General features: G+C 69.4%; 21 protein-coding genes and 2 pseudogenes. 10 read left to right on the forward strand and 13 right to left on the reverse strand.

What is annotated here, in order from left to right; all coding sequences use genetic code 11:
- Positions 1–33 precede the first annotated feature (33 nt).
- Together ACZ9QC_RS05610 and ACZ9QC_RS05615 are read right to left on the reverse strand one after the other, a co-directional pair.
- The gene (locus ACZ9QC_RS05610) at positions 34–1,227 is read right to left on the reverse strand and encodes an acyl-CoA dehydrogenase family protein (RefSeq protein ID WP_472921608.1); all 1,194 of its coding nucleotides are present in this window, start codon (positions 1,225–1,227) and stop codon (positions 34–36) included.
- Between the two features lie 80 nt (positions 1,228–1,307).
- Entirely contained in the window at positions 1,308–1,445 is a 138-nt protein-coding gene (locus tag ACZ9QC_RS05615) for a hypothetical protein (protein WP_472919107.1), read from the reverse strand.
- Between the two features lie 321 nt (positions 1,446–1,766).
- Between ACZ9QC_RS05615 and ACZ9QC_RS05620 the strand changes: the two genes are divergently transcribed.
- The 4 genes from ACZ9QC_RS05620 to ACZ9QC_RS05635 all read left to right on the forward strand — a co-directional run bounded on the left by ACZ9QC_RS05620 (position 1,767) and on the right by ACZ9QC_RS05635 (position 6,234).
- Positions 1,767–3,038: a zinc-binding dehydrogenase gene (locus ACZ9QC_RS05620; protein WP_472919108.1), complete on the forward strand. Its 1,272-nt coding sequence runs from the start codon at positions 1,767–1,769 to the stop codon at positions 3,036–3,038.
- Between the two features lie 95 nt (positions 3,039–3,133).
- Positions 3,134–4,087 carry an SDR family NAD(P)-dependent oxidoreductase gene (locus ACZ9QC_RS05625; protein ID WP_472919109.1) on the forward strand — a complete coding sequence of 318 codons (954 nt, stop codon included), beginning with the start codon at positions 3,134–3,136 and terminating at the stop codon, positions 4,085–4,087.
- Positions 4,084–5,664 (forward strand): thiamine pyrophosphate-dependent enzyme, encoded by a 1,581-nt coding sequence (locus ACZ9QC_RS05630; protein ID WP_472919110.1) that lies wholly within the window; start codon positions 4,084–4,086, stop codon positions 5,662–5,664. Before ACZ9QC_RS05625 ends, ACZ9QC_RS05630 begins: the two co-directional genes overlap by 4 nt.
- A 54-nt stretch (positions 5,665–5,718) precedes the next feature.
- Positions 5,719–6,234, forward strand: coding sequence for a MarR family winged helix-turn-helix transcriptional regulator (locus ACZ9QC_RS05635; RefSeq protein WP_472919111.1), 516 nt, complete (start codon positions 5,719–5,721; stop codon positions 6,232–6,234).
- Between the two features lie 15 nt (positions 6,235–6,249).
- On the opposite strand, the gene ACZ9QC_RS05640 is transcribed toward ACZ9QC_RS05635, so the two are convergent.
- The 3 genes from ACZ9QC_RS05640 to ACZ9QC_RS05650 form a co-directional block, all read right to left on the reverse strand.
- Positions 6,250–6,636 (reverse strand): TetR/AcrR family transcriptional regulator, encoded by a 387-nt coding sequence (locus ACZ9QC_RS05640; RefSeq protein ID WP_472919112.1) that lies wholly within the window; start codon positions 6,634–6,636, stop codon positions 6,250–6,252.
- Positions 6,637–6,664: 28 nt separating this feature from the next.
- Complete coding sequence (locus ACZ9QC_RS05645; RefSeq protein WP_472919113.1) at positions 6,665–7,192, reverse strand: NmrA family NAD(P)-binding protein; 528 nt, start codon at positions 7,190–7,192, stop codon at positions 6,665–6,667.
- A 334-nt stretch (positions 7,193–7,526) separates the two neighbouring features.
- The gene (locus ACZ9QC_RS05650) at positions 7,527–7,778 is read right to left on the reverse strand and encodes a hypothetical protein (protein ID WP_472919114.1); all 252 of its coding nucleotides are present in this window, start codon (positions 7,776–7,778) and stop codon (positions 7,527–7,529) included.
- Between the two features lie 419 nt (positions 7,779–8,197).
- Here ACZ9QC_RS05650 and ACZ9QC_RS05655 point away from each other — a divergent pair, with 419 nt between their 5' ends.
- The 4 genes from ACZ9QC_RS05655 to ACZ9QC_RS05670 all read left to right on the forward strand — a co-directional run bounded on the left by ACZ9QC_RS05655 (position 8,198) and on the right by ACZ9QC_RS05670 (position 13,022).
- Positions 8,198–9,154, forward strand: a complete 957-nt coding sequence (locus ACZ9QC_RS05655) for a helix-turn-helix domain-containing protein (protein ID WP_472919115.1) — start codon at positions 8,198–8,200, stop codon at positions 9,152–9,154.
- Positions 9,155–9,280: 126 nt separating this feature from the next.
- Complete coding sequence (locus tag ACZ9QC_RS05660; protein ID WP_472919116.1) at positions 9,281–11,071, forward strand: FAD-dependent oxidoreductase; 1,791 nt, start codon at positions 9,281–9,283, stop codon at positions 11,069–11,071.
- Positions 11,072–11,073: 2 nt separating this feature from the next.
- Entirely contained in the window at positions 11,074–12,129 is a 1,056-nt protein-coding gene (locus tag ACZ9QC_RS05665; protein WP_472919117.1) for a maleylacetate reductase, read from the forward strand.
- On the forward strand, positions 12,126–13,022 hold the full coding sequence (locus ACZ9QC_RS05670; protein WP_472919118.1) for an intradiol ring-cleavage dioxygenase: 897 nt from the start codon (positions 12,126–12,128) through the stop codon (positions 13,020–13,022). Before ACZ9QC_RS05665 ends, ACZ9QC_RS05670 begins: the two co-directional genes overlap by 4 nt.
- 351 nt (positions 13,023–13,373) lie before the next feature.
- Here ACZ9QC_RS05670 and ACZ9QC_RS05675 read toward each other — a convergent pair.
- From ACZ9QC_RS05675 to ACZ9QC_RS05685, 3 genes and pseudogenes are all read right to left on the reverse strand, one after another.
- A pseudogene (locus ACZ9QC_RS05675) lies at positions 13,374–13,634 on the reverse strand (transposase); the annotation flags it as partial.
- Between the two features lie 173 nt (positions 13,635–13,807).
- Complete coding sequence (locus ACZ9QC_RS05680; RefSeq protein ID WP_472919119.1) at positions 13,808–15,343, reverse strand: ISL3 family transposase; 1,536 nt, start codon at positions 15,341–15,343, stop codon at positions 13,808–13,810.
- A gap of 240 nt (positions 15,344–15,583) precedes the next feature.
- A pseudogene (locus tag ACZ9QC_RS05685) lies at positions 15,584–16,030 on the reverse strand (efflux RND transporter permease subunit); the annotation flags it as partial.
- An 868-nt stretch (positions 16,031–16,898) separates the two neighbouring features.
- On the opposite strand from ACZ9QC_RS05685, the gene ACZ9QC_RS05690 reads away from it, so the two are divergent.
- Both ACZ9QC_RS05690 and ACZ9QC_RS05695 read left to right on the forward strand, forming a co-directional pair.
- On the forward strand, positions 16,899–17,513 hold the full coding sequence (locus ACZ9QC_RS05690; RefSeq protein ID WP_472919120.1) for a TetR family transcriptional regulator: 615 nt from the start codon (positions 16,899–16,901) through the stop codon (positions 17,511–17,513).
- Positions 17,514–17,558: 45 nt separating this feature from the next.
- On the forward strand, positions 17,559–19,166 hold the full coding sequence (locus ACZ9QC_RS05695; RefSeq protein WP_472919121.1) for an MDR family MFS transporter: 1,608 nt from the start codon (positions 17,559–17,561) through the stop codon (positions 19,164–19,166).
- Between the two features lie 575 nt (positions 19,167–19,741).
- Here ACZ9QC_RS05695 and ACZ9QC_RS05700 read toward each other — a convergent pair.
- From ACZ9QC_RS05700 to ACZ9QC_RS05720, 5 genes are all read right to left on the reverse strand, one after another.
- A complete protein-coding gene (locus ACZ9QC_RS05700) occupies positions 19,742–21,277 on the reverse strand; it encodes a sensor histidine kinase (RefSeq protein ID WP_472919122.1) in 1,536 nt (511 codons plus the stop codon).
- Positions 21,274–22,017, reverse strand: coding sequence for a response regulator transcription factor (locus ACZ9QC_RS05705; protein WP_472919123.1), 744 nt, complete (start codon positions 22,015–22,017; stop codon positions 21,274–21,276). The genes ACZ9QC_RS05700 and ACZ9QC_RS05705 overlap by 4 nt, the downstream gene beginning before the upstream one ends.
- A 52-nt stretch (positions 22,018–22,069) precedes the next feature.
- Positions 22,070–24,301, reverse strand: a complete 2,232-nt coding sequence (locus ACZ9QC_RS05710; protein ID WP_472919124.1) for an ArnT family glycosyltransferase — start codon at positions 24,299–24,301, stop codon at positions 22,070–22,072.
- Between the two features lie 17 nt (positions 24,302–24,318).
- Positions 24,319–25,608 (reverse strand): bifunctional glycosyltransferase family 2/GtrA family protein, encoded by a 1,290-nt coding sequence (locus ACZ9QC_RS05715; RefSeq protein WP_472919125.1) that lies wholly within the window; start codon positions 25,606–25,608, stop codon positions 24,319–24,321.
- 152 nt (positions 25,609–25,760) lie between these two features.
- Complete coding sequence (locus ACZ9QC_RS05720; RefSeq protein ID WP_472919126.1) at positions 25,761–26,597, reverse strand: fumarylacetoacetate hydrolase family protein; 837 nt, start codon at positions 26,595–26,597, stop codon at positions 25,761–25,763.
- Between the last annotated feature and the right edge of the window lie 25 nt (positions 26,598–26,622).

Raw genomic sequence — 26,622 nt, forward strand, 5'->3', positions numbered from 1 at the left:
TCTCGTTCTCCTTTTCTCCGGTAGCCGCGGGGATCACCCCAGGGCCGGTCCAGTCCAGAAGTTGACCTCGCGCGGGTCGAGCCCGAGCAGGGAGCGGCCGTACGGCTGGGAGGCCATCGGGAACTGGCCGATCGGTCCCGGGTGGGCCGTCGCGTGCGCGTCGCGGTGCGCGCGCTGAAGCGGGTCCTTTCGCGACAAGCTCCGGCCGCCGCCCAGGGCGTACATTCGGTTGACCACCCCGACAGCCAGCTCGTGCGCGTAGGACTTGTTGGCCATGTAGCGGGCGTAGTCGACCGGCGCGAGGGTCTCGCCCCGCTCGCCCTTGCCCTGGCAGTCTTCAAGGTCGCGGTGCAGCAGCGTGCGTGCGACATCGAGTTCCACGGCGGACTGCGCGATCTGAGCCTGGATCACCGGCGAATCCGCGGCGCGCACCGAGCCCTTGGTGCCGTGCATCCGCCGCACGATCTCGTCGTACGCCCCCTGCGCCGCACCGATGGCGACGGCCGGGAAGTCCCAACCCTGGATGGCGAACAGGGGAACCGAGTACCGGCGCTGCCGGTGCTGGTCGTACGGGAGCGGACCTTCGGGTGCGAAGTCGATCGGCGGTGCCGGCCGGATGACCCGGTGCGACGGGATGAACGCGTCCTGCACCACAACGTCCTTACTGCCGCTGCCGCACAGGCCGGCCACATCCCACGTACCGTCGAGTACGGCGAAGTGCGTGCGCGGAACAAGGAACTGGAGAGGTCCTTCCGCCCCGACTCCGAGCGCGAAGAGCCACTGCGAGGGATCCGAACCACTGGCGAACCGTCCGCGGCCGGAGAGTCGGTAGCCCCCGGGCATCCGCTCGTAGTCGCATGACACGCTTAGCTGAACGCTCGCGCTCAGCATGTCGGGACCGTCGGCGAAGACCTCCTCCTGCGCTTCGAGCGGCCAAAAGCCCATCCAGTAGCAGTGCAGCGCCCACAGCTGGAAGCACCAGGCCGTCGAGGCGCAGGCTCGGGCCAGCTCCATTGTCATCTCGTGCACGGTCTCGAACTCGACGTCGTAGCCGCCGAAGCGCCGTGGCGTGCCCGCGCGGACAAGCCCGGCTGCGACGATCTCGCGCACCGACTCCTCCGGGACCCTGCAGCCCTCCTCCGTCGCGCGCGCCCGTTCTCGCAGGGCTGGCACAAGCTCTCGCGCGCGCCGAAGGAGTTCCTCTCGGTCGACTGATGTGCCGACCATGGCCTCGACAGCCACTTTTGCCTCCTGCTGTTCTCGCCCGCCGCATCTAAGGCGACGGGCCTGATGTTTGTGGTGCAACGTCACGCGCCCGACTGAAGCCGCGGCAGACAGCCGGCGATCTCCGGTCTCTCCATCAGTGGGGGCAGAGCCGCCGCGAGCCGCTCGCGTTCGGCGCTCGGAAGCGCCTCCACGAACCGGTCGATCATGTCCCTGTTCACAACCTCGGGAGGTCCTCACGTCGCTCGAGGTACCCGCGGTGCACCAGGCTGTCCACCGCCCGGCTGACTGCCGCCATCGACATCACCACGGATTCTGCTGCCTCCGTGCAGCACTCGGACCTGGGTCATGGTCAGGTCGAGCGCGTCGACGGCGCTGAAGATGCCGGCGGCACCCTCCATACCGAAGAAGGCCACGATCGCGCTTAAGCCGGCCGAGATCGGAGCGCACGGCCCTCTCGGGCCCGGTGTGTCCGCCGCCACTGACTGCTTGCACGCATGCAATGGTTGCACGTTAGAAGCACACATGCAACCATTGCATGCGTGCAAGCGTTTATCGAGGATGCCGATGCCGTTAGGCGTGGAGGTGCCATGAAGACAGTCGCAGCGATCTCGACACCGGCCGGCCTGCAGGTCGAGGAAATCGAACTGGGCGAGTTGCAGGCCAACGATGTGCTTCTGCGCGTCAGCGCAGCCAACGTAGGCTCGGCCGACATCCCGCTGGCACCACCGGGACTGGACGGCGCGGGCACGCCTCCCGGTCCCCCGCCCGGAGGTCCCGGAATGCCCCCGGGTCCCTCGGCGGCTGGTCCCAGCATGCCGCCCGGCGGCGCGGGATTCGACGTAGGCGGCCCGGCGATGCCCACCCACCTCGTCAACGGCCACGGCGGCGTCGCGGTCGTCGAGGCGGTCGGGTCCGCGGTCGACCGCGTCCGGCCGGGGCAACGCGTGATCGTGGTGAGCACGCCGAACTGCGGCTCTTGCAGGTATTGCGTCCGTGACCTCCCGCAATTCTGCGCGAAGCTCGTCCCGTTCGGCCGCGCCTACGCGAGAACGGCCGACGGAACGCCGGTGCACGGCAACAGCAACGTCGGGCTCTTCGCACAGCACACCATCACCACCGAGTACCACTGCACCCCGGTCGAGACGGACCTCCCCGACGATCAGCTGGCACTGGTGGCAAACCCCATCGTCACCGGGGCGGGCGCCGCGCTGATCACCGCTCCGATCACGCCGGGCAGCGTCGTCGCCGTCGTCGGGTGCGGCCCGATCGGACTCGGCTACGTGCAGGCGGCACGGTTCGCGGGCGCCTCCAGGATCGTGGCCGTGGACCCGCTCCCGCAGCGCCGCGCCGCCGCAGAGCGGTTCGGCGCGAGCGACGTCTTCGATCCCGGAGCCGTCGACCCCGTCGCCGAGGTGCGGAAGATCGATGATGGCGGCGGAGCCCTGTTCGCCGGGGGCGCGGATTTCGTTTTCGACGCGTCCGGCGACGCACGCGGCATCGAGCAGGCATGGGCGATGACCGGCCTCGGCGGGCATCTGGTCCTCGCCGGCATCTCGTCAGACCCCTTCGCCCGCGTCTCGTTCCCGCTCGCGGAGTTCGCAGTCATCGCGGGACGCACGATCCATCCGTGCCAGCAGGGATCGGCGCTGATGGCGCGCGACCTTCCGTGGCTGGTGCAGCTCGCCGAGCGCGGCGTGTTCGACCTTGCGGAACTCGCCGAACGCACGTACCGGCTCGAAGACGCGGCCGCGGCGATCGCCGACGTGTCCGACCGCTCGGTGCTCGGCGCGGCGATCGTACCGAAGCACTGACAAGCAAACTCTGATTGACAAGCACTGATGATCAAGCACGAATACGGTGCCCGCCAACCCGTGGCGATGACGCCCTCGGCAAAGGAAACAAACAAGTGAACTTCGATGGTCAGGTTGTCATCGTCACCGGTGCCGGCGGTAGCCCGGGCCTGGGCCGCTCCTACGCTCTTCTTCTCGCTCGACTTGGCGCCTGCGTAGTCGTGAACGACCTCGGCGTCGGACCGGACGGCAAGGGAACGTTCGCCGCGCACCCGGAGACCGTCGTGCAGGAGATACGCGACCTCGGCGGCACGGCGGTCGTCGACACGCACTCGGTCGCCACCGAGGACGGTGCGCTCGCAGTCGTAGCCACGGCGCTGGACGCGTACGGCCGGGTCGACGCGCTCATCAACAACGCCGGGGTCATGCGCTTCGCCCCGTTCCTCGAACTGCAGCCCGACGAGATCACGCGCATGATCGACGTCCACCTCTACAGCACCATCTGGATGTGCCGTGCCGTGTGGCCGCATCTCCTGCGCAACGGAGGCGGCCGCATCCTCAACACGACGTCCGGCGCGATGCTCGGCGCGGGCTACGGCTCGGTCTACGGCGCCGTCAAATCCGGAATCTGGGGGCTCACGCGTACCCTCGCCTTCGAGGGCGCGCAGGACGGCATCGCCGTCAACACCCTCTCCCCCGGCGCGCTCACGATGTCGGCGCGCCTGGCGGACATCCCGCCGCTCAGTCCGGAGGTCATCGCGCGACGCTCGCCCGACCGCGTCGCGCCCATCGCCGCCTACCTCGTCCATCCCGACTGCCCCGCATCGGGAAAGAACGTCGTCGCCGAGGAGGGACACCTGCACGAGGTGCTCTACCGCCAGACCGACGGCGTCCGCCTCACCGCCCCGTCCGTCGACGAGGTCGCCGACGCATGGGAATCCGTCGTCGACCGGACCGCGGCGCAAGACCTCGCCGATCCACCCGAGTCGGGATTCTGGCTGGGACCGCCTCCGGGCTTCGTCCCGGGCACCGGAGAACTCGCGCTCGGCATCCCCGGGAGCCCCTCATGACCTTTTCGGTGCGCGACACGACTCTCGATGTCCTGCGCGACCTCGGATCGACCACCGTGTTCGGGAATCCCGGGTCCACCGAGATCCCGTTCCTGACCGATCTTCCCGCCGACTTCCGGTACGTGCTCGGCCTGCACGAGGGCGCGATCGCCGGAATCGCCACGGGCTACGCGATGGGAACCGGCAAACCGGCGCTGCTGAACCTGCACACGTCCGCCGGCCTCGGCAATGCCGTCGGTGCCCTGTCCAATGCCCATGCCGCGCGGGTCCCGCTCGTGGTGCTCGTCGGACAACAGGACCGGCGCCACATCGCCGGCGGTCCGTTTCTCAGCGCCAGCGGCCTGGAGAACCTGCTGGGAGACTACGCAGTCTGGTCCACGACACCGGCCCGGCCGCAGGATCTTCCCGCGGCCGTCGCCCGTGCTCATCACGAGGCCGCAGCAGGTGCTGGTCCGGCCGTCGTGGTCGCACCGCTCAGCGACTGGTCCGAACCGGCTGATCCGCTGGCGACCGGAGCCCCGCGCACCGTCGTGCTAGGACGGACTGTGACGCCCGATCAGCTCGAGCCGCTCGTCGCCCTCCTCGAGGAATCCGTCAATCCGGTCGCCGTCATCGGCTCCGGAGCGGCGATCGACGGCGCGTGGGACGAGGTCGTCACTCTCGTCGAGCGGCTCGGCTGTCCCGTTTGGCAGGAACCGTTTGCCAGCCGTCAGGGCTTCCCGCATGACCACCCCGCGTACCGCGGGGATCTCCCGTGGCAGCGCGGCGCCGTGCGTTCGGCACTCGACGGGCACGACGCCATCCTGGCGATCGGCGCAAGCATGCTGCGCGGCTACCTGTACGACGAGGCGGTACCGACTTACGCAGCCGACACCCGTCTCGCGGTCCTGACGTCCGTCCCCGAGGAGGCCCACCGCAGCGGATGCGACGTGGCAGTACTCGGCGATCTCGCGAGCACCTGCAGCACCCTCGCGTCCGTTCTGCGGGCGCGGACGCCCGGGCCCTGGCAGAGCCGACCGGCCGCCGTGGCCGACGGCTCGGCGGAGCTCACACCAGCCGCGGCGTTCGCGACCTTGGCCGAGCACCTGGACAAGGACGCGATCCTCGTGGAGGAGTCGCCGTCCACCCGCCTGGAACTCGTCGAGGCGATTCCCGCCACCACCCCGCTGTCCTTCGTGAGCAACGGATCCGGCTGGCTCGGTTTCGGTCTCGCCGGCGCGATCGGGCTTCGCATGGCCCTACCCGACAGACCCGTCGTGGCCGTGCTCGGCGACGGCTCCACAGCGTACACCGTGCAAGCGCTGTGGACTGCGGCCCACTACGGCATCGGCGCGTTGGCCGTGGTCGTCAGGAACCGGAGATACGCCGTGATGGACCGGCTCGCGGCGAACGCCGGCGGGAACGGGCCGTGGGGAGGATTCCCCGAACTCGACGCCACCGCGCTCGCCGCCGGCTTCGGCTGCGAAGCGTACTCCGTCAGCACACGCAAAGAGCTCGACGCACTGCTCAAGGAGATTCTCCCGGGCCTGCGGACGCGCACGAGTCCGCTGGTGCTGCAACTCGACGTCGCCGGGTGAGGATCCACGCTGTCGTAGTTGAAGCCCCGCGGCGCGCCTGCAATAATTGCGTGCATGCATGCATCAACCGGTAGCGGGCCATCCGGGTCCGGCGAGGCCGCCAGACCCGATCTGTCGACGAGCCTCTTCGCCCTCATCGCGTACTTCGGGCGGGAGGCGACGGTCAACGTGTTCGACACCGTTGACGCACTCGAGCTGACAACCACGCAGATCCGAGTGCTGCACCACCTCGACGAGATCGACACCGAGCTGAGCGTGAAGGAGGCGGCCGAGTTCGCGATGATCTCCCTCGGAGCGATCAGCCGGTCTCTGGACGGTCTGGTGCGCCGCGGATTCATCGAACGCCGCGAGGATCCGACCGACCGGCGGATGAAGCGGATCAAGATCAGCGACGACGGCCGTACCGCCATCAGAGGGTTCGAAGCCGTGAACCGGAGCGTCATCGACCGCTTCCTCGAAACGCTCCCCGCCGCAGACCAGGAGCAGCTTGCCAAGGCACTGGCGCCGCTGCTGGAACGTCCGGAGATCTCGGCGTGCCTTCCGCCGGCCTTCGTGCCACAGACGGATTAGCCGAGGCGACGATCGTCAGCGAAGGGCTACCCACACGGGTGGCCCTTCGCGCGTCGCTTTCGCGACGTCCTCCTCACGCATGGCGGCATGCGCGAGCGCCGCCATCAGCTCGATCTCTCCCGATGCGATGTCCGGAAGCCGACGCACGAGCGCGTACAGATCGCCGGCGAGCGAACCGGTGTCGACATCCGCCGCCAGTTCGGGTTGACGGTTGGTCAGCGCGGCGATCACCAGTCCCGCCTTGCCCTGCCACTGGCGATAGATGGTGGCAGTGCTGCAGCGTGCCCGGGCGGCGAGCGCCGGCATCGACAGGCCCTGGTAGCCCACCTCGCGCAGGAACTCGAGGACGGCTTCGTAGATCTCGCGCTTACGCGGTTCCGAGAGCCGTCCCGGCGGCGACATGCCGTGCTGCCGGTTCCCGCCGTCCGCCTCACGCGGCGACGACCGGCCGTTCCGCCAGGAACCCACGCGCCTGATGCGGCCGCTTCCTTGCGTAGTCGGCGAAGAGGGGCGGCGGGCGGCCCAGGACGCGCCGGACGTCGTCGGTGACCCTGTCGCCGGCTCCGTGGGCGATCGACTCCATCAGGTTCGTGACCGCCTGGGCGGCCTCGTCCGGGAATCCCTGCTGGACGAGGATGTCCAGGTACGTGGCGCGGCCGACCGGGGTGTAGTGGATCTCGCGTCCCGTCGCTTCGGAGATGAGGGAGGCGATGGTGCGGAAGGAGAGTGCCTCTGGCCCGGTGAGTTCGTACACGCGGCCCGTGTGGGCGTCGCTGGTGAGCGCGGCGACGGCGACGTCCGCGATGTCGGCGACGTCGATGAACGCCTCGCGTCCCTCGGCGGAGGGCTGTGCCAGGTTTCCGGCCCTGACCGGCTCCAGGGAGACGTCCTCGGTGAAGTTCTGCGCGAACCAGGCGGCGCGCAGGATCGTCCACTGCGGGACGGATTCGCGTACCACCGTTTCGGTCGGTTCCTGGGTCGGGTGTGCTCTCCCGCCTTCCCCGCGGGCCGACAGCAGCACGATGCGCTGGACGCCCTCCTCGGCGGCTCGCCGGATGGGGCGGAGACCTCGGCGCCGTCCACCGACTCGGTGATCGGGACGATGTAGACGGCCTGGACGCCGTCCAGTACCGGGCCCCAGGTCGCCGGGGCGCCGTAGTCGAAGGGGGTGCCGGTGGAACGGGAGACGGCGCGGACGGGTACGCCGAGTTCGCGCAGGCGGGCCACTACGCGGCGGCCGGTCTTGCCGCGGGCGCCCAGGACAAGGATCGGCGCTTGGTTCATGGTCACGGTCAGTTTTCCTTCGATGTGGTGTCGGTGTGGGAGGGGCTTGCGGAACCCTGGGCCTGCCTGGCGACGTCCGCCCACTCGTCCCAGGTCTTGAGCCGCTCGGCATAGACGTGGGGGATGATCTGCAGCGGGGCGGTGCCGAAGAAGACGCGCAGCGGCGGGTTGTCCGAGTCGACGACGCTGAGCAGCGCCGGGCCGACGGCCTTCCGGTCGCCCTGTCCTCCCTCGAATGCGGCGCGCAGGGCCGCGCGCACGTCGTCATAGGCCGCAAGCGGTGAGGCGGCGGCCGCCGAGGGGCCGTCCCAGTCCGTGGCAGAGGCACCCGGCTCGACGAGGGTGACCTTTGATCCCGAAGCCGGCGACCTCCTGGGCCAGGGCCTCGCTCATCCCCTCCAGGGCCCACTTGGAGGCGATGTACCCACCGAGGGTGGGGAAGGCGGCCAGGCCACCGACGGATCCGCACTCGCCTGCCTCGACGCGGCCGTCGCAGCCTGGGTGGCGTGCGAGGCCACGGTGCCCTCATCACTGCTGCTCGATCGTGCGATGCCCGCACTCACGGTTTAGGCCTGACCGAGACCCTTGAGGGCTCGATCGAGACCCGTCATGACCCGGTTCAACGCCTTCTTCGCCCGACGGGTCGGGAATCCGGGTTGACGGTCTTACTCTCGGAGCCATGCACCCCGCACCCACACCCGCAGCGGCGCCCCGCCCGGCGCAGGCGTTCTCGACGGCTCATGTGCCGTCGGCCGAGCGGCTGCGGGCCTGGGAGGAGCACAACGCCGACGCCCTGATCGCGCTGAAGTGCCGCACACCGGGCGGTGAGGACTTCCGGGCCCGCGAGGACAACCTCGCCCTCGGGCGGGTCCATCTGGCGCGCGTCCGCGCCACGGCCCACATCGTGGAGCGTTCCGCCGACCTCGTCGAACGGCGGCCGACGGGCTCCGTCGCCATCTACGTCTCCCTGCGCGGTGAGGCGCTGTTCCAGCAGGCAGGCCGACGCCAGGTCGTCCGTCCCGGCGACATCGTGGTCTGTGACGCGGACGGGAGCTTCGTCCGCGGTTTCGGCCAGGGTCTGGACGAGTTGGCGGCACGGGTGCATCGCGAGGCGCTGCCGGAGCGGGCCGCACTCGGAGAACCGCTCATCGTCCGCAGCAGCGAAGCGAACCCCTACGGCCGCGCGCTCGCCCGCCTGGTCGGCCGCTCCGTCGGGGGCGAGGCCGCGATCCGGCCCGACGAGCAGGCGATCGTCGACCTGGCGTCCGCGCTCGTGAGCGGGGGTGCCACCCGGAGGCCCGTCGTGCACCGCGCCCTCGCCTGCGCCCGCATCGAGAAGCAACTGCATGATCCACGCCTGTCGGCCCCCGAGGTCGCCGAAGCGGTCGGCATCAGTGTCCGTCAGCTCACCCGTGTCTTCGCGGAGGCAGGCACCACGTTTCCGCGCTACGTGCTGGGACGGCGCCTCGAACTCGCCTACGGCGTGCTGACGGGACCGGACGCCGCCCAGTCGCGCACGGCGTCGGTGGCGGCCATGTGTGGATTCAGCTCGGTCGCTCACTTCTCACAGACCTTCCACGCCCGATTCGGGGTCACGGCGGGCGAGTTGCGCCGTACCGCAGCGAAGCGCGACTGAACGAAGCGCAAGGGAAACAGCGCCGACATACGGATTTCGGCCGTCCTCCAGCCCATCCCGCCGGATGCGGCCGAAACCGGGGGCAAGCTGCCTTCAGCACACCGCGAGAAGAAGGCGAGAGACCCCATGCCTGAGTTCAACAACGGTCAACGCGCGACCGAGCTTCCGGCATCGTCGCACGTCGAGACCGATGTCCTGATCGTCGGCTCCGGCCCGGCCGGTGCCTCGGCGGCGCTGTTCCTGTCGACCCTCGGGATCGACAACATCGTGATCACCAAGTACCGGTGGACCGCGAACACGCCCCGGGCGCACATCACCAACCAGCGGGCGATGGAGATCTTCCGCGACATGGGGATCGAGGACCAGGTACTGGCCGACGCCACCGAGCACGGCCTCGTCGGTGACACCGTCTTCTGCACCTCCATCGCCGGCGAGGAGATCGGCCGTATCCACACCTGGGGCACGCGCCCGGACCGGGAGGCGGACTACCGGCTGGCCTCGCCCTGCCTCACCGTCGACATCCCGCAGACCTATCTCGAACCGATCCTTGTCAAGAACGCCACCGTCCGCGGCACCCAGACCCGCTTCTCCACCGAGTACCTCTCCCACACCCAGGACGACACGGCCGTCACCGTACGGGTCCATGACCGGCTCACCGGCCAGGAGTACGACATCCGGGCGAAGTACCTGATCGGCGCCGACGGCGCCCGCTCCCGGGTCGCCGAGGACATCGGCCTGCCCTACGAGGGCGCGATGGACATCGCCGGTTCGATGAACATCACCTTCAAGGCCGACATCGCCTCCTACGTCGGCCACCGGCCCTCCGTCCTGTACTGGGTGATCCAGCCGGGCGCCAACGTCGGCGGCATCGGCGCCGGCCTGGTGCGCATGGTCCGCCCCTGGAACGAGTGGCTCATCGTATGGGGCTACGACATCAACTCCGAGCCCCCCGTGGTCGACGACACCGAGGCGATCCGCATCGTGCGCCAGCTGCTCGGCATACCCGACCTCGACGTCGAGATCACCGGCACCAGCCTCTGGGGCAACAATGAGATGTACGCCACCCACCTGCACAAGGGCCGCGTCTTCTGCGCCGGCGACGCCGTCCACCGCCACCCGCCGAGCAACGGCCTGGGCTCCAACACCAGCGTCCAGGACTCCTACAACCTGGCCTGGAAACTCGCCGCCGTGCTGCGCGGGCAGGCCGACCCGTCGCTGCTGGAGACGTACTCGGCGGAGCGGGCGCCCGTCGCGAAGCGGATCGTCACCCGCGCCAACAAGTCCAGCCGCGAGTTCATCGACATCTTCCAGGCCCTCGGCGTCCTCGACGCCAAGGACGAGGACGAGATGCGCGCTCTGATCGAGGAGCGCAAGGCCAACACCCCCGAGGGCGCCGCCAAGCGGGCCGCCCTCGTGACCGCGATGGAGACGAAGAACTACGAGTTCAACGCGCACGGCGTCGAACTCGGACAGTTCTACGAGTCCGCCGCCATCGTCTCCGGCGGCACCCGCCCCACCCCGAGCAAGGACGAGGACCTCTACTACGTCATGTCTACCAGCCCCGGCGCGCACCTCCCGCACGCCTGGGTCGGCGACAACGTCACCAAGCTCGCCCTGATGGACCTGGCGCCATACACCCGCTGGACCCTGCTCACGGGCATCGCCGGCGAGGACTGGGCCGCTGCCGCCGACAAGGTCGCGCAGGACCTCGGCATCCCGCTCGAAACCGTGGTGATCGGCCCCGGCCGCGAGGTCACGGACCTCTACTACGACTGGGCCAAGCTGCGCGAGGTCGAGGAGTCCGGCGCACTCCTGGTACGCCCCGACAAGCACATCGCCTGGCGCTCCATGGGCCTCACCGACGACCCCGAAGCGGCACTGCGCGAAGCCCTCAACCAGCTCCTCGGAAAGGCGTGACCGTGCAGTTCATCCACGAGACCCTGCCGCAGCGAGTCGTCTTCGCCCCCGGCGCGGCGCCGACAGCCGTGGCTGCCGAGGTGGCCGAGCTGAAAGCGACGAACGTGATGCTGATCGCCGCGCCGACGGAGGCGGCCCTCGCCGACCGCGTCGCCGCGGACCTACCGGTCGCGGTGCGCCACGACGAAGTCGTCATGCACGTCCCCGTCGAGACCGCCGAACGCGCCCGCAAGGCCGCAGCGGAGGCCGCGGTGGACGCGCTGGTGTGCGTCGGCGGCGGCTCCACGACCGGCCTGGCCAAGGCGGTGGCACTGGCGACCGGCCTGCCCATCGTGGCCGTCCCCACCACCTACGCCGGCTCGGAGGCGACCAACGTCTGGGGCCTGACCGACGGCGAGGTGAAGACGACCGGCGTCGCCCCACGGGTCCTGCCGCGCTCGATCGTCTACGACGCCTCGCTGCTGCTGACCCTGCCGGTGGAGATGTCCGTGGCCAGCGGCCTCAACGCCCTGGCCCACTGCGTCGACTCCATGTGGGCTCCGCGCGCCGACCCGATCGACCGGGCCCTGGCGGGAGAGGGCATCCGGGGCCTGGCCCGCGGCCTGCCCGCCGTGGCCGCCGACCCGACCGGCCTGGACGGCCGCCAACAGACGCTCTACGGCCCCTACTTGGCCGCCGTCGCCTTCGCCTCGGCCGGCTCGGGCATGCACCACAAGATCTGCCATGTGCTGGGCGGCATGTTCAACCTCCCGCACGCCCAGACCCACGCGGTGGTCCTGCCGCACGTCCTCGCCTTCAACGCCCCGGCCGTGCCCGAGACCGAACGGCGCATCGCGGAGGCCTTCGGCAGCCCGACGGCGCTAGCCGGACTCGCCGCACTGCGCGCAACCCTCAACGCCCCGCGCGCGCTGCGCGACTACGGCATGCCCGAGGACGGCATCGCCCGCGCGGTGGCGCCGGTCCTCGCCGCGATTCCCGCGGACAACCCCACCCCCGTGACCGAGGAGAACCTCACCGCGCTGCTGCGCGCGGCCTGGGAAGGAAGTGACCCCGCATGACCCTCCACGATGTGTCGTCGGAGCAGGCGGCCCGCGAGGAAGACCTGATCGCGCGGGTGCAGCGCTCCTTCGACTCCTGCCAGGACCCCCGCCTCAAGGAGCTGATGCAGGCGGTCGTCAAACACCTCCACGCCTTCCTGCGCGAGGTCCGCCTCACCGAGGAGGAGTGGACCAAGGGCATCGAGTTCCTCACCGCCGTCGGCCACCTCACCGAGGACAAACGCCAGGAGTTCATCCTGCTCTCGGACACCCTCGGCGCGTCCATGCAGACCATCGCGATCAACAACGAGGCCTACGGCGACGCCACCGAGGCCACCGTCTTCGGACCCTTCTTCGTCGAGGGCTCCCCGAGGATCGAGCCAGGCGGAGACATGTCCTTCGGAGCCGACGGCGAGCCCTGCTGGGTCGAGGGAACCGTGCGCGACACCCACGGCAACCCGATTCCCGGGGCGAAGATCGAGGTCTGGGAGGCAGACGAGGACGGCTTCTACGACGTCCAGTACGACGACGACCGGGTCGCGGCCCGCGCGCACCTGTTCACGGACGCCGACGGGAGCTACCGCTTCTGGGGCATCACACCGACTCCATACCCGATCCCGCACGACGGGCCGGTCGGCAAGATGCTGGCCGCGACCGGACGCTCGCCGATGCGCGCCTCGCACCTCCACTTCATGGTGGAGGCCCCGCAGTGCCGGACCCTGGTAACCCACATCTTCGTCAGCGGCGACGAACTGCTCGACTCCGACACCGTCTTCGGCGTCAAGGAGTCCCTCGTCAAGGACTTCGAGCAGCGTCCTGCCGGCACACCGACGCCCGACGGGCGCGTCATCGACGGCACCTGGACGCAGGTCCGCTTCGACATCGTCCTCGCACCCACCGACAGCCGGGGGTGACACCATGTCCGCGGCAGGGTTCCGGTCTGCCGCGTATCATGACGGCCGGGTCCATCGCGAACACTGGAGCGCTGTGGGCCCGTTCGGTCGTCAACGGTTCAGCTGTGGAGGCCGCTGCGACCACTCTCCAACCGCCGTCACGGCGTCTACTCGGCAGGACAGGGCCGTCGACCACAGCCCGACACCGGCACCGCGGCGGTCGAAGAAGCGCACCACGCGGCCGGGCACATCCCATGCCTCGATCGCCGAGGAGTCAGCGAGGTCTGCTGCTCATGCACGACGGCATCGCCAGCAACGCTTCGAAGTAGTGAACAGTCGCCGCCTGTCTCTCCCGCTGGTCACCGAGATGTCCGCGGAGAGGTGGAGGGTGAGTTCGGTGACGCTCTGCGGCTCGAAACTGCCGGCGGTATCACGCGGCACCTTCACCTCGACCGGCCCGACGTCGGTCGGCACGGTCTTGGCACGGGTGCCGTTGCGGCTGTTGCCGTTGTTCTTCCCTGCCGGATCGTGCTTCTCATAACCGAGGTGATCGGTGATCTCGCCTTCCAGGGAGAATTCCAGGACCCGTTTGGTCACCTGCAGCCCCTCCGACCGGCCCCGCTCCACAAGCATCGCGACCAGTTGCTCGTCGGACACGGACGCAGGCTGCCCCCACTGGGCCCTCTCGACAGGCGCCACGGCCTCCAACTCCACGGCGATGTCGGTGACTTGACGTCTCTCCCGTGATCGTCGGATCCGCCGTTAGATTGGCCCTGTCGCACATTCGGTGGTGACGGAGCGTGCTGCTATCCGAGGAGGATGCGGTGGCGAAGGAGGGTGAAGCCTGCTCGTCCGTGCATCTGGCGCGCGATCCGCTTGGTCTTGGTGTTGACGCCCTCGGTGGGGCCGTTGCTGTACGGAAGGGTGAGCCCCGCGATCACGGCGTCGAGGTCTCGGTCCAGGCCTCGGGTGAAGGCGTGCAGATGAGGCAGGTCGGCTGCTCGGACTTGGGCGATCCAGCGCGTGAGTGCGTCGGCGTTGTCGGCGTGCGGCGTAAGAAGCGGGGCGAAGTCTCTGATACCGGCTGCGAGTTGGGTCATCTCGGAGCAGGCGGCGGTGAGTTTGGCCAGGAGCTCGTGTTGGTCGGCCTTGAGGTTGTCGGGCCTGGTCAGCAGCATCCGGGCGAGCCTGCGCGGGGAGATGTGACTGCGGTCGGCGTCCGCGCGGCCCTGGTTGATGTACTTGTGCAGGAGGTTCAGGCAGCCCGTGAAGCCGAGGGTCTTGATCTCTTCGAAGAGGTACTTGACGGGGACGGCGGGATCCTCGGCTCGGCGTTTGCGCAGGTGCTCGCGGTAGGGATCGACGAGACTGGCGCGGTATTTGGGGACCCGGAGCATCCGTTCGGGCTGGTCGGCGCGGGCGTAGCGTTTGACGGTGTTCAGGGCGAGTTGCAGGCGGCGGGCGCATTCGAGCAGGCCGACGCCCTGGCCGAGGAGGTCGTGGACCTGGTGCCAGCGTTCGAGGGTGGTCTGTGCACGGGGGCCGTCGTAGATGGGCGCGTCCAGTACAGCGGCCCAGCAGGTGCTGTGCGCCTTCACCTCGCTGAGGGCGGCTTCGCACAGGTTGTGCCACAGATGCCAGCGATCTGCGACCTGGACCGCGTCGGGCAGGGCACGGCGGATGGCCTCGGCATAGGTCGCCGAGCCGTCACGGCACACGACCTCGATACCCGGATGCTCGCGCAGCCACGCCTCGAGGGTGTTTGCGGTGCGGTCGGGCAGTACGTCGATCCGCTCATGGGTCTCGGCGTCGATCACCACGGTGGCGTAGCGGTGCCGTCGGCGCAGGGCGAAGTCGTCGACGCCGATCACGCGGGGTGTCCGCCCGGTGGGCAGCGGGATGCGCAGCAGGGTGCGCAGGGGCGTGTGACGCGACAGGCCCACCGCGAGTACGGCCAGCAGGCGTGCACCCGCTCTGCCCGCTAACTCCTTGACCACGGCCTTGACTTGCCTGGTGAGGCGGGCGGTGCGGCGCTGGTATCGCTCCAGGACTCCGGGCACCTGTTCGCGGAAGGTGTGGCGGCAGCCGCGCGTGGGACACACCAGGCGCCGCACCCGCACACGGACCACCACCCGCCGGCCGTCGACCGGCACGTCGGCCACCGTCCGCAGCTGATAGCCGTGCACCCGCCCGGACGGCGCCCCGCACACCGGGCAGACCGCGGCCTCCGTCGGCGTCCGGGCCCGCACCACGATCCGCTCGCCCTCGTCGGTGACCTCCTCTATGACCAGCGGGGACAGCCCCGAAAACACCGTCTGCACAAGCTCGTTGACATCCTTCACGGGATGTCAACGACCCTCAGGACGCTCCGTCACCACCGAAAGTGAGACAGGGCCGTTAGATTTACACTCCCCGATGTTCCTCCTCGACCCGGCCGGCAACGCCCTGGAGTTCAAGGCTTTCGCCGACGACTCACAGGTCTTCGCTGCTTCCTGACAAGGATCGACGCCGGTGGCCGGCCAACGCGTGTGTGCGGGTGGCCGATAGAGCCCCCGCACACACGACTTCTTCTTCTTGAGCTCCTACGGCTGCGGCTGCAGCGTGGAGTTCTCCTGTGCCGTTGGCGCGGGCTTTCGCGCGGCCCGGCGGGCACGGCGTTGTGTGCGGCGCTCGCGGCGGGTCTCGACCATTGTGTAGAGGGTCGGGATGAGCACCAGGGTGAGCAGGGTGGAGCTGAAGAGGCCACCGATGACCACCACGGCGAGCGGCGTGGAGATGAAGCCGCCCGAGTCGGTGATGCCGAGGGCCATGGGCAGGAGCGCGAAGATGGTCGCCAACGCGGTCATCAAGATCGGGCGGAGCCGGCGTCGTCCACCCTCGCGCACGGCCTCCTGGATGCTCATGCCCTGGGCTCGGTACTGATTGACGAGGTCCATCAGCACGATGGCATTGGTGACCACGATCCCCATGAGCATCAGCATGCCGATCAGCGCCGCCACGCCGAGCGGGGTGTTGGTGATGCGCAGCAGGGAGCGACTCTGTCGGGAATCTTGAAGAAGGGCAGTTAACGATCGTGACGTTGCGTCAGGCTCGTTGGAACGTCCCGCCCTCGTTCCCCAGGAGCCCGATGTGTCCCTCCAACCTCACTCCGGAGCCGAGATCCCGCCGCTGACCGCCCGGGTTGCCCGCGCGGCCAACCCCAAGGGCACCACCGCGATGTGGATCCGACCGCGGGCCTGCCCTTTCCTCAAGGGCCCGGACGTAGGCGCGGCGGTTACGGACCGAGTCGCCGACGACTGTGGCCAGCCCCATCCACGCGACGGCTACCACGCGCTGTGGCCCCAGCAACGGGCCCGGCTGGAAGAACGCGGCCGCCAGGGCCATGGCGGTCACCGTGAGGACGGCAGCGGTCCATGCCTGACGCCGACCGGAGTGCAGCGGGACCGCGTACAGGGCGACCATGAGCGGCGGCAGCGCGGGAAAGAACGGGCCCCACAGGCCTGGTAGGCCACGGACAACCCGGAGACCGTCACAAGCACGCCGAGTGCACTGCGACCTCGGGCCGGCAACGCGATGCTCGCCAGACAGGCGAAAGCAATGTCCAGCAGGCTGGGCCACCGGGGAAAGCGGGTGGGATCGCCGCACGCGGTCACCAAAGATGCCATGGCCACGTACCCGACGAGGCGCGCCTCTCCCGGTCGGCTACGGACCGCCGCGCGACCAAGCTGACCGATCGTTCGCATGCGGACAGCGTAGGCAGCGCCACGACAGCGGCTCGTCACCCAGCTGCGGCATCCGTCTCTACTGCGGTGGCGGTATGCCCGGCAGCCCGGGCGAGCCATGAGCTTCACATCTTGCATAGTCCGCAAAGTTTGCAGAGTATGCAAGAATTGCGGCATGGCATCCCCAGGTGAAGGTCTGCGCGACCGACGGCGCCGCGAGACACGGCGTGAAATCCACACGGCCGCCTTGCGGCTTGTCCGGAAACACGGCTTCGGCAAGGTCACGGTCGACATGATCAGCGCGGAGGCCGGGGTCTCACCCCGCACCTTCTTCAACTACTTCCCGAACAAGGAGGAGGCCCTACTGCTGGGGCCGAAGGAGGTGCCCCCGGCACTGGCCGCGGAGTTTGTCGCGGCCGGCACCGCATCTCCCCGGACCCTGCTCGCGAATGTGACCCAACTGCTCGTGCGGGAGATGACCGACAACCCGCCGGAGCGGGCGCTGATGCACGACGTGTTCGCGCTGGCGGACAGTCATCCCCCCGTACTGGCCGCGATGTTGGCACGTATCGACGGCTATCAGCGGTCCATCGCCGACGTGGTCGCCCAACGGATGGGGCAGCGGCCTGACGACGAGGTGCCGAGCATGATCGCCGCCGTCGCACTGACCGCGGTGCGCAGCGGTCTGGAGCGCTGGTCGCGTGCAGTACCGGGAAGTGCCACGGACGACTCTCCGATTCCCTACGTGGAACGCGCCTTGGATCTCCTGCACACCCTGTCGGCCGACTGAGCCCGTCCTTGTGCGACGTTCCCCGATCGAATTAAGGAACCCTTCATGAGTGGACCGACCCCGGCGGAGAAGGAGGAGCAGGGCTCCTCCGGGATTCCGCAACACTTCGGCCTGATATTTGCGGGCCTGATGACCGCGATGCTGCTCGCCACGCTTGACCAGACCATCGTCAGCACCGCGCTGCCGACCATCGTCGGTGAACTGCACGGCGTGAACCACATGGCCTGGGTGACCACCGCGTACATCCTCGCCGCCACCATCGCCATGCCCGTATACGGCCGCCTCGGCGATCTGATGGGTCGCAAGACACTCTTCCTCGGCGCCATCGCTGTCTTCATCGTCGGCTCCGCAACCGCGGGAATGGCGCAGAACATGACCGTTCTGATCATCGGCCGTGCCGTGCAGGGTCTCGGTGGCGGAGGCCTCATGATCACGTCGCAGGCCATCATCGCCGACCTGGTGCCGCCGCGCCAACGCGCCAAGTACATGGCTCCGATGGGCGCCGTCTTCGGGCTGGCCTCGGTCGTCGGGCCGTTGCTCGGCGGCTGGTTCACCGATGGCATCGGCTGGCGCTGGGCCTTCTGGATCAACCTGCCGCTCGGCGCCCTCGCCCTCACGGTCGCAGCGTTCGCGCTGCGCCTGCCCCGCCGTAGCACCAGGGTCGCGATCGACTACGTCGGTATCGCGCTGATGGCCGCCGCCGTCACCTGCACCGTGCTCGTCGCCGACTGGGGCGGCACCGACTACGCCTGGACCGACCCGCTCGTCCTCGGCATCGCCGTCGGCGCCGTCGTGGCCTGGGCCCTGTTTTTGTTCTCCCAGAGCCGCGTGGCTGAACCGATCATCCCGCTGCGGCTGTTCAGTAACCGGATCTTCAGCATCGCCACCCTGCTCGGCATGGTCGTCATCGGTGTCGGGATGTTCGCAGCCGTCGGCTACATGCCGACCTACCTGCAGATGGTGTACGGCAAGACCGCGACCGAGTCCGGGCTGCTGCTCATCCCCATGGTCGTCGGCATCATGGCCACTGCCCTCCCGTCGGGCCAGCTGATCAGCAGGACTGGACGCTACAAGATCTACCCGATCCTCGGCACCGCGGTCGTCGGCGTCACCGTACTGCTCATGTCCACGCTCGACACCAGCACCTCGATCGTTGTCGTCTGTGGCTACCTGTTCCTGTTGGGCGCGGGTGTTGGCCTGATCGTGCAGAACATCGTCTTGGCTGTGCAGAACGCCTTCCCACCGAGTGACGTCGGCACAGCCACCTCCGCCAACAACTTCTTCCGCGAGATCGGAGCCACCCTGGGCACCGCCGCAGTCGGCGCCCTGTTCACCCACCGCCTGACTGACCAGCTCGCCGATCGACTCTCCACTGCGGACGCCAAGGTGGTGGGGTCCACCGACTCATTGACGCCGACTCTCGTCCACGCTCTGCCGGACAAGGTGCAGAACACCGTGATCCTTGCCTATCAGCAGGCATTGACCCCGGTGTTCCGATACATGGCGCCGTTGTTCGCCCTGGGCCTCGTACTCGCCTTTCTCCTCCCGGAGAAGAAGCTGGGCGGCAGCAATGGGCCCAAAATGGATCAGGCGACTCCGGGCGGCGGTGACTTCGAGCCCGACGCTGGAGCAGCGGCCATGACAGGGAAATGAAGCCGTAGCGTCCGAGCGGAGTGACCGCCCGGCGCACCGTTGAAGAGGCGTCGCCGAGTTCGACCAGGGCCCGTTGGTCGGAGTTTCCCTTAGCGGTCGCCATCCAGTGGGACGAAGGCGCGACCGCCGTGAGATACCTGTGGTCTGGATGAGCCCAAGAAGAAGGGGCCCTGGTCGCGCCCGTCCATTCGCTGGCACTTACTGAGCGTTTGTCCTGTCTCGGCCGAGTTGGTGCTATTTCCAGAGCCCTGCAACGCAGGGGCTAATGTGCTTGCTGCGGCAGTCGACGCGCCCGCGACCCCTGGGGATCGTTTCAACGCGCTCTCCTACTGATCTTCCTGCTGCCGCGCTACCCGCGCGCCGATCAGGCCGCGACCCAAGGACGAGAGCTCTGCACCAGCGCCAGCGGCAGGAGCCCAGCCGACGGCGGACCCGCCCGGAGCCGCCCGCCGCCTGCGCCTGACAACCTTCGGCGCAGCCATGACGCGGCGTGGCCGACGGTCTGTCGGAACGTCGCACGCCCGTACCGGCGCGAGCACCGCGCACCACCTCTGGCACCTGAAGACACCGACTCTTCAACGGCCCTGGCCGAAGTCGGCTGCGGGGAGGACCAGGCGGAACGTGCAGCCCGCGCCCGGGACGGTGTCGAGTTCGAGACGGCCGCCGTGGCCCTGGGCGATGGCCGCGGCGATGGCGAGGCCGAGGCCGCTCCCGCCGTGGCTGCGGGAACGGGCGGGGTCGGCCCGGTAGAAGCGCTCGAAGACGTGCTCGGCGTCGATGGGGGCGAGGCCCGGTCCTTCGTCCGCCACCTCGATCACGCTGACTGGGAGGCGCTCCGGGAGCGGCGGCGAGGCGGAGGTGCGTCCCGGCCGGTCGGTGCCGCCCGTTCCGGGTCCGGTCTCTGTCGTGCCCACCCGTACGTGGACCCGGGTGCCCGGCGGGGTGTGGATGCGGGCGTTGGACAGCAGGTTCTCCAGGATCTGCCCCAGTCGGCGCGGGTCGCCGACGGTCTCGGCCACGTCGAGTTCCTCGATGCCGCCCGGATCTGCCGGAGTGGGCAGCGGGCCCAGGTCGACGGGATGGGACTGACTGTGGACGGCGGCCGCGCTCACCGCGTCCGCCACGAGCGAGAGCAGGTCGACCCGTTCTTTGCGGTAGGAGGGTTCGCGGTCCAGGGTGGCGAGCAGTTGGAGGTCGTCGACGAGCAGGCTCATGCGCTCCGCGTTCTGCGCGATGAACCGGTTGGCCTCCCGCAGCTCACGCTCCGGGCGCCGCTCCGGACGCAGCGCGAGCTGGGCGTAGCCCTGGATGGCGGTGAGCGGAGTGCGCAGTTCGTGCCCGGCGTCCGCGACGAACCGGCGCAGCCGCGCCTCGGAGGCCTCTCGGGCCAGCAGGGCGGTCTGCAGTTTGTCGAGCATGGAGTTCAGCACCCGGCCGAGCCGTCCGATCTCGGTGCGCGCGTCGGTGTCCGGCAGCCGCAGGTCGAGCCGGCCCGCGGTGATGTCCTGGGCAGTTCGCTCCGTCCTGGTCAGTGGCAGCAGTCCCAGCCTGACCACCCACCGGCCCAGGGCGAGCAGGCCGGCGATCGTGACAGCGAGCAGCACGGCGTTCAGCCACAGCAGCTTCGAGGTGGCGCCGTCGACGGTGTCGAGCGGCAGGGCGACCACCGCGCTCATGCCGTCCGGGCCGGGATTGAGCAACACCCGCCAGCGGCCGTCACCGCTGATGGCGGACACGGTTTCGGGGTGCCCGTCCCGCAAGCCGAGGTCCTGCGCCTGATCGGTCAGCCGAGGCCCCGGCTTTGCCTCCGTGCCGAGGGAGTTGTTCAGGCGATGCCCGGAGGAGTCGTAGAAGTAGATGTGGAAATCCGACGGCAGTACGTCCAAACGCTCGGCCGGCGCGGGGAATGCGCCACGGAGGGCGTCGTTGAAGGCCGGGGTCGGGGGATGGAACTCCACCAGCTGCTGGTCCACGCGATCGAGCAGCCAGGAGCGGAGCACCACGTAGCCGATGGCCTGGGAGGTCAGAACCGCCGCCGTGGCGAGGACGGTGACGCCGAGGATCAGTCGTTGTCGCAGCGAGCCGGGCGGCCGGGGCAGGCGCGGGATCACTGCTCCGGCGTCCCCTCGCGGTCGCGGGGCAGCCGCAGGCAGTAGCCGACACCGCGCACGGTCTGGATGAGCGGCGGATCGAAGCAGTCGATCTTCTTGCGCAGGTAGCGGACGTACGTCTCGATGATCCGGACGTCCCCCGCGAAGTCGTAGCTCCAGACGTGGTCGAGGATCTGGACCTTGCTCACCACCTGGCCGGCGTTGGACAGGAGGTAGGCCAAGAGTTTGAACTCGGTCGGGGACAGGGCGATGTACTGTCCCGCGCGGTGCACCTCGTGAGCGCCCTCGTCGAGTTCCAGGTCGGCGTAGCGCAGGACACTCGGTGGTGGCAGTGCCGCGTCCACCGGTGCCGTGCGCCGCAGGATGGCCTCGATACGCAGCAACACCTCCTCGATGCTGAACGGTTTGGAGACGTAGTCGTCCCCGCCGACGCTCAGGCCCTGGATACGGTCGTCGGTGCCGGTGCGGGCGGTCAGGAACAGGATCGGACATTCGTCACCCGCCGCCCGCAGCCTGCGGGTCACCTCGAAGCCGTCCAGGTCGGGCAGCATCACGTCGAGCAGCACCAGGTGCGGTCGCAGGCGCTCGACCTCGACGAGGGCGGACTGTCCGGTGTCGGTGCTGCTCACCTCATATCCGGTCAGGCGGAGCGTCGCCTCCAGCAGGGTGCGGATGCTGGGCTCGTCCTCGACCACGAGAAGCCGATGTCGCGGACGAGTCGTTGCGGACTGCTCGGTCATGACGTGATGCTGGTCCGTTCTCCCGTGTAGTCCCCCGTTGTTCCGGCGTCGCCTACTTGGCGGCGCAGTCGTAGAGCACGTCGGCTCCTGCTCCGAAGCCCATCGCACTACCGCTGCTCGCCTTGGACGACGTGCCGCCGTACGCCGATGCCGGAACCTTGGTGCAGTTGTCGGCGATCCAGTCGGAACGCTGCTTGCTGTAGTTGCGGGACCCGGTCATGCCCGGCCTGCCGCCGCTGTTCGTGTCGGAGCCCAGGACGTAGCGTAGTTCCCCGCTCTTCGTCCACTCCTTCAACTGGTCCACCGACGGCGCGTTGTCGCTGCTGCTGAAACCGCCCATGCCGATGACGGTCTCGTCGGAGCCCAGGATGAAGGAGCTGGCCGCCATGGCACCGCCTTCGACGGCGAGCTTGATGCGGGCGTGAGGTGCGTGCTCTACGGCGTAGTCGAGGATCTTGCGCTGCTCGCTGGTGAGTTCCCCGCCGCCGAAGCCGCCGCGTCCGCTGGGGGCCTTCCCGGAACCGCCGCCGGGGAACGACGGCATGCCGCTGTCTCCCGAAGTCGAGCCTCCGGGCATGCCGTTCGCTCCCCCTGTGGGCATACCGGACGGCATGCCTGACGGCATTCCCGAAGGAACATCGCCGGAGGAGGGCTGACCGGACTGTCCCGAAGGGGCGTCACCACCAGGGAAGCCCGACGGCATCCCCGACGACGGAAGGTCGCCGTCGCTCCCGCTCTGCCGGGGCATCCGGCCGCCCCCGCCGAACGTCATCGGACCGGCCGTCGGGTTGGACCCGCCCATAGCGGATGTCGAGCCCGGTACGCTGACCGCCCACGCTCCCGGGGCCACCAGGACCGACGCGACGGCGGCACCCACGGCGACCGTCAGCAGCCGGCCGCGCCGCCGCGCGAGGAGCAGCAGGACGACCGCGGCGCAGCCGAGCAGCAGGACCGGCCACAGCAGCCAGCCGTTCCAGTCGGAGTCGCGGCGGATCAGTGCCACGGCCCAGACCGCGCTTACCACGACCGCGGCCACGCCCGCCAGGGGCGCCCAGCGCACGCCGGAACGGTGGACACGGACCAGGGTGGCGGTCAGTCCGCCGCACAGGGCGGCGATCGCCGGGGCGAGCTGGGTGGTGTAGTAGGGGTGGAAGATGCCCTTCTGTGTCGAGTACACGGCCGCGCAGACCACCAGCCAGGTCCCCCACAGCAGCCAGCCGGAGGCCGGCAGCAGGGCGTCGGCGGACAGCAGGCCGCGTCGGCGCATCACCACGCCGACCAGGGCGACGGCCAAGGCCAGTGCGCTGACCGGCAGCAGCCAGCTGATCTGGCCGCCCACCTGCGCGTTGAACAAACGGCCCAGGCCGGACTCACCACCGAACCCGCCGCCGAACCCGCCCATGCTCTGGGACATCCCGTCGCTCGAACCGAAGACCCGGCCCAGCCCGTTGTAGCCGACCACGAGATCCCAGGCCGAACCGTCCTTGCTGCCGCCGATGTAGGGGCGGTCGCCCGGCCACAGGGCGACCATGGCGACCCACCACAAGGAGGACGCCGCCAGGATGGCCCCCGCGCCCAGCAGACGCCGCACTCGCGGTATCCAGGGGCCGCTTCCTCCCACGAGCCAGGCGAGAGTGAACGCGGGAATGACCATCCAGGCGGCGAGCATTTTGGTGAGGAATCCGCACCCGATCAGGAAGCCGCTCGCACACAGCCACCAGGTCGCGGTCCTGCCCTCGGCCTGCAACGCGCGGGTGAGCGCGTACGCCGCGGACACCAGCAGCAGGACGAGCAGCGTGTCGGGGTTGTTGTCCCGGTTGATGGCCACGGTGATGGGCGTGAGAGTGAGCACCAGCGCGGCGACCAGCGCCGCCCCCTCCCCCGCCCAGCGCCGCACGGTGCGATGCAGGACGAGGACCGCGGCCACGCCCTCGATCATCTGCGGCAGCACCAGCGCCCAGCCGTGCAGCCCGAAGATCTTGCTGCTGATCACCTGCGGCCACAGCGCGGCCGGCGGTTTGTCGACCGTGACCACCCCGGCCGGGTCGTACGAGCCGAAGAGGAAGTTGGTCCAGCTTTTCCCCATCGACTTCACGGCCGCGGAGTAGTAGCTGTTGGCCCATCCCAGAGAGCCCAGTGACCAGCCGTACAGGACGGCCGCGAGCACGAGGATCGCTCCGAGTGCGGCCGGTGCCGCCCAGGCGGGCAGCGAGCGGACGAACGCAGGCGATTCGTCGGCTGTTGAGGCGGTCGGTACGGGCTTGAGGTGCGTGGGATTGCTCATGTCGGAAGTCGCTCTCGTCAACGGGTACGGCGGGGGGCGCTGGTAAAGACGGCCAGCCGCAGCACGGCGAAGCGCACGCAGGTGACCGCGACGGATGCCGTGGCTAGGACCGCGGTCTCCGCGGCTGTCGAGGCCCCGGGATCGAGCCACTTGAACCACAGCACCGCGCTGGAGGTGACCAGGTACCCCAGGACGAACAGGCCCCCGGCGCCCAGGTGCGCTCGCGCGGGCGGAGCAGTGGAGTACCGGAAGGTGAGGCGTCGGTTCGCCTCCGTGTTGAGGACGGTGAGGACGAACAGCGAAACCAGGTTGGCGACAGCCGGGCTCCACCAACCGCGCAGCAGCCAGTACAGCAGGGCCTGCCCGACGGTGGAGACGACACCGATCGCCAGGAAGCAGCCGACCTCCCAGGACAACGCGCCACGTCGGGTGGCGGGTGCGAGGACCGCGTCGGGGTGCTCGGCGGCCGGCGCGGGGCGAGACGGTACGTCGACCCGGGCGCCGCCGGATGCCTTGAACCGCGCCATCCGCCACAGCCCTCGCAGGTCGTCCGTGGCGGTGCCCACGATGTCCACGCGGGTATCGACGTCCTCGACCCAGTCGACGGGGACCTCGTGGACCCGCAGTCCGTTGTGCTCGGCGAGCAGCAGCAGCTCGGTGTCGAAGAACCACGCGTCGTCGCGGGTCACCTGCAGCAACGGCCGCAGCACCTCGGTGCGGGCCGCCTTGAATCCGCACTGGGCGTCGGTGAACCGGACGCCGTGCGTGAGCCGGATGATACCGTTGTAGCAGCGGGAGATGAACTCGCGGCGCGGTCCGCGCACCGTGCGCGACCCAGGTGCCAGCCGGGAACCGATGGCGAGGTCCGAGTGACCGCTGGCCAGGGGCGCGACCAGCGGCAGCAGCCCGTCGAGGCCGGTGGACAGGTCCACGTCCATGTACGCGACGATGTCCGCGTCGCTGGCGCCCCAGACGGTGCGCAGGGCGAGGCCGCGGCCCTTGCGGTCGAGGTGGACGACGCCGACGCCCGGCAGTTCGTCGGCGAGGCGACGGGCGGTGGCGAGGGTCTCGTCGGTGCTGGCGTTGTCGGCGACCGTGATCCGCCACGGAAAGGGGAAGTCCGCCGCCAGTCGGGCGTGGAGTGTGCGCAGGCAGCCGGGCAGGGCGCGTTCCTCGTTGTAGACCGGCACGACGATGTCGACCGTCGCGGTACCGGCCTGAGCGTGAAGGGACCGCTCGACTTGCTGGAACGGGGCCAAGCGCTCCGGGCGGGCGGTGGTCTCGGTGAGGTGGGGGGTGGGAGTCATGGCTTCCTCAGGCGTGAGGGGACGGCAGACTGCGGCTCTGAGGCCCTGGTCCGGGCCGCGGCCTCACAGTTGCCGCCCTGCCTGTGGAGGCGGGGAAAGAATGCTGGGAACTGACAGAGAGTCAGATCTATGGCCGAAAACGCTCCCACGGTTCACTGCGAACCCGACCGCACCACGGAGTTCCTGAGTTCCCCGACACCCTTGATCTCGGTGACCATGTCCACACCGGGGTACAGAAGGACCTCGGGTTCGCCAACGGTGCCGCATCCGGCCGGTCTGCCCATCGTGATCAGGTCTCCGGGCAGCAGCGTGATCGTGGTGCTGACATGGGCGATGACGGTGGCGGCGTCGAAGATCAGCTGTGAGGTGTTCGCCCTCTGGCGGACCCGCCCGTCGATGACACAGCTCATCGTCAGACCCCGGCCGCCCATCGGCACGTCGTCGGTGGTGACCAGGGCGGGGCCCACCAGGGTGACGTCGGTGGACAGGCCCGGCGCGGGGGCGCTTCCCGAGTCGCTGCGCGCGGCCACGCCGTTGACGACGGTGTACCCCGCGACATGGCGCAGCGCAGTCCGGGCGGTGACCCCACGGGTCCGGCACCCGATCACCAGGCCCAACTCCACGCCCCAGTCCACGTTCCGTCCCTCGGCCGGCAGGCAGATGGCGTCGCGGGCACCGGCGACGCCTTGGCCGCCTTGCCGCACGGAGAACACCGGAACGGTGGGGAAGGAGGTGCCCGTCTCCCGTACCCGTGCGGCATAGTTGGGTCCGAGACGAACGATCTTGCTCGGCCGGGTGATGAGGGGCGCGTAGGAGATGTCGTCCAGCCGGTGGCGTTCACCGCTTTCCTCAGCGGCTCGTTCCCGCCAGTTCTCGCCGGAGGCGATCAGCGCCCCGACGTCCGGGTAGGGCAGCACCACGCAGTGCTTCTTCTGCAGACGTGCGGCGGCTGTACGGCCTTGTCCCAGTCGTACGGTGCTGAGCTTCACCGGTGGCACTCCTTTTGTAGCGATG

The sequence above is a fragment of the Streptomyces sp. HUAS MS02 genome, from assembly GCF_055702265.1.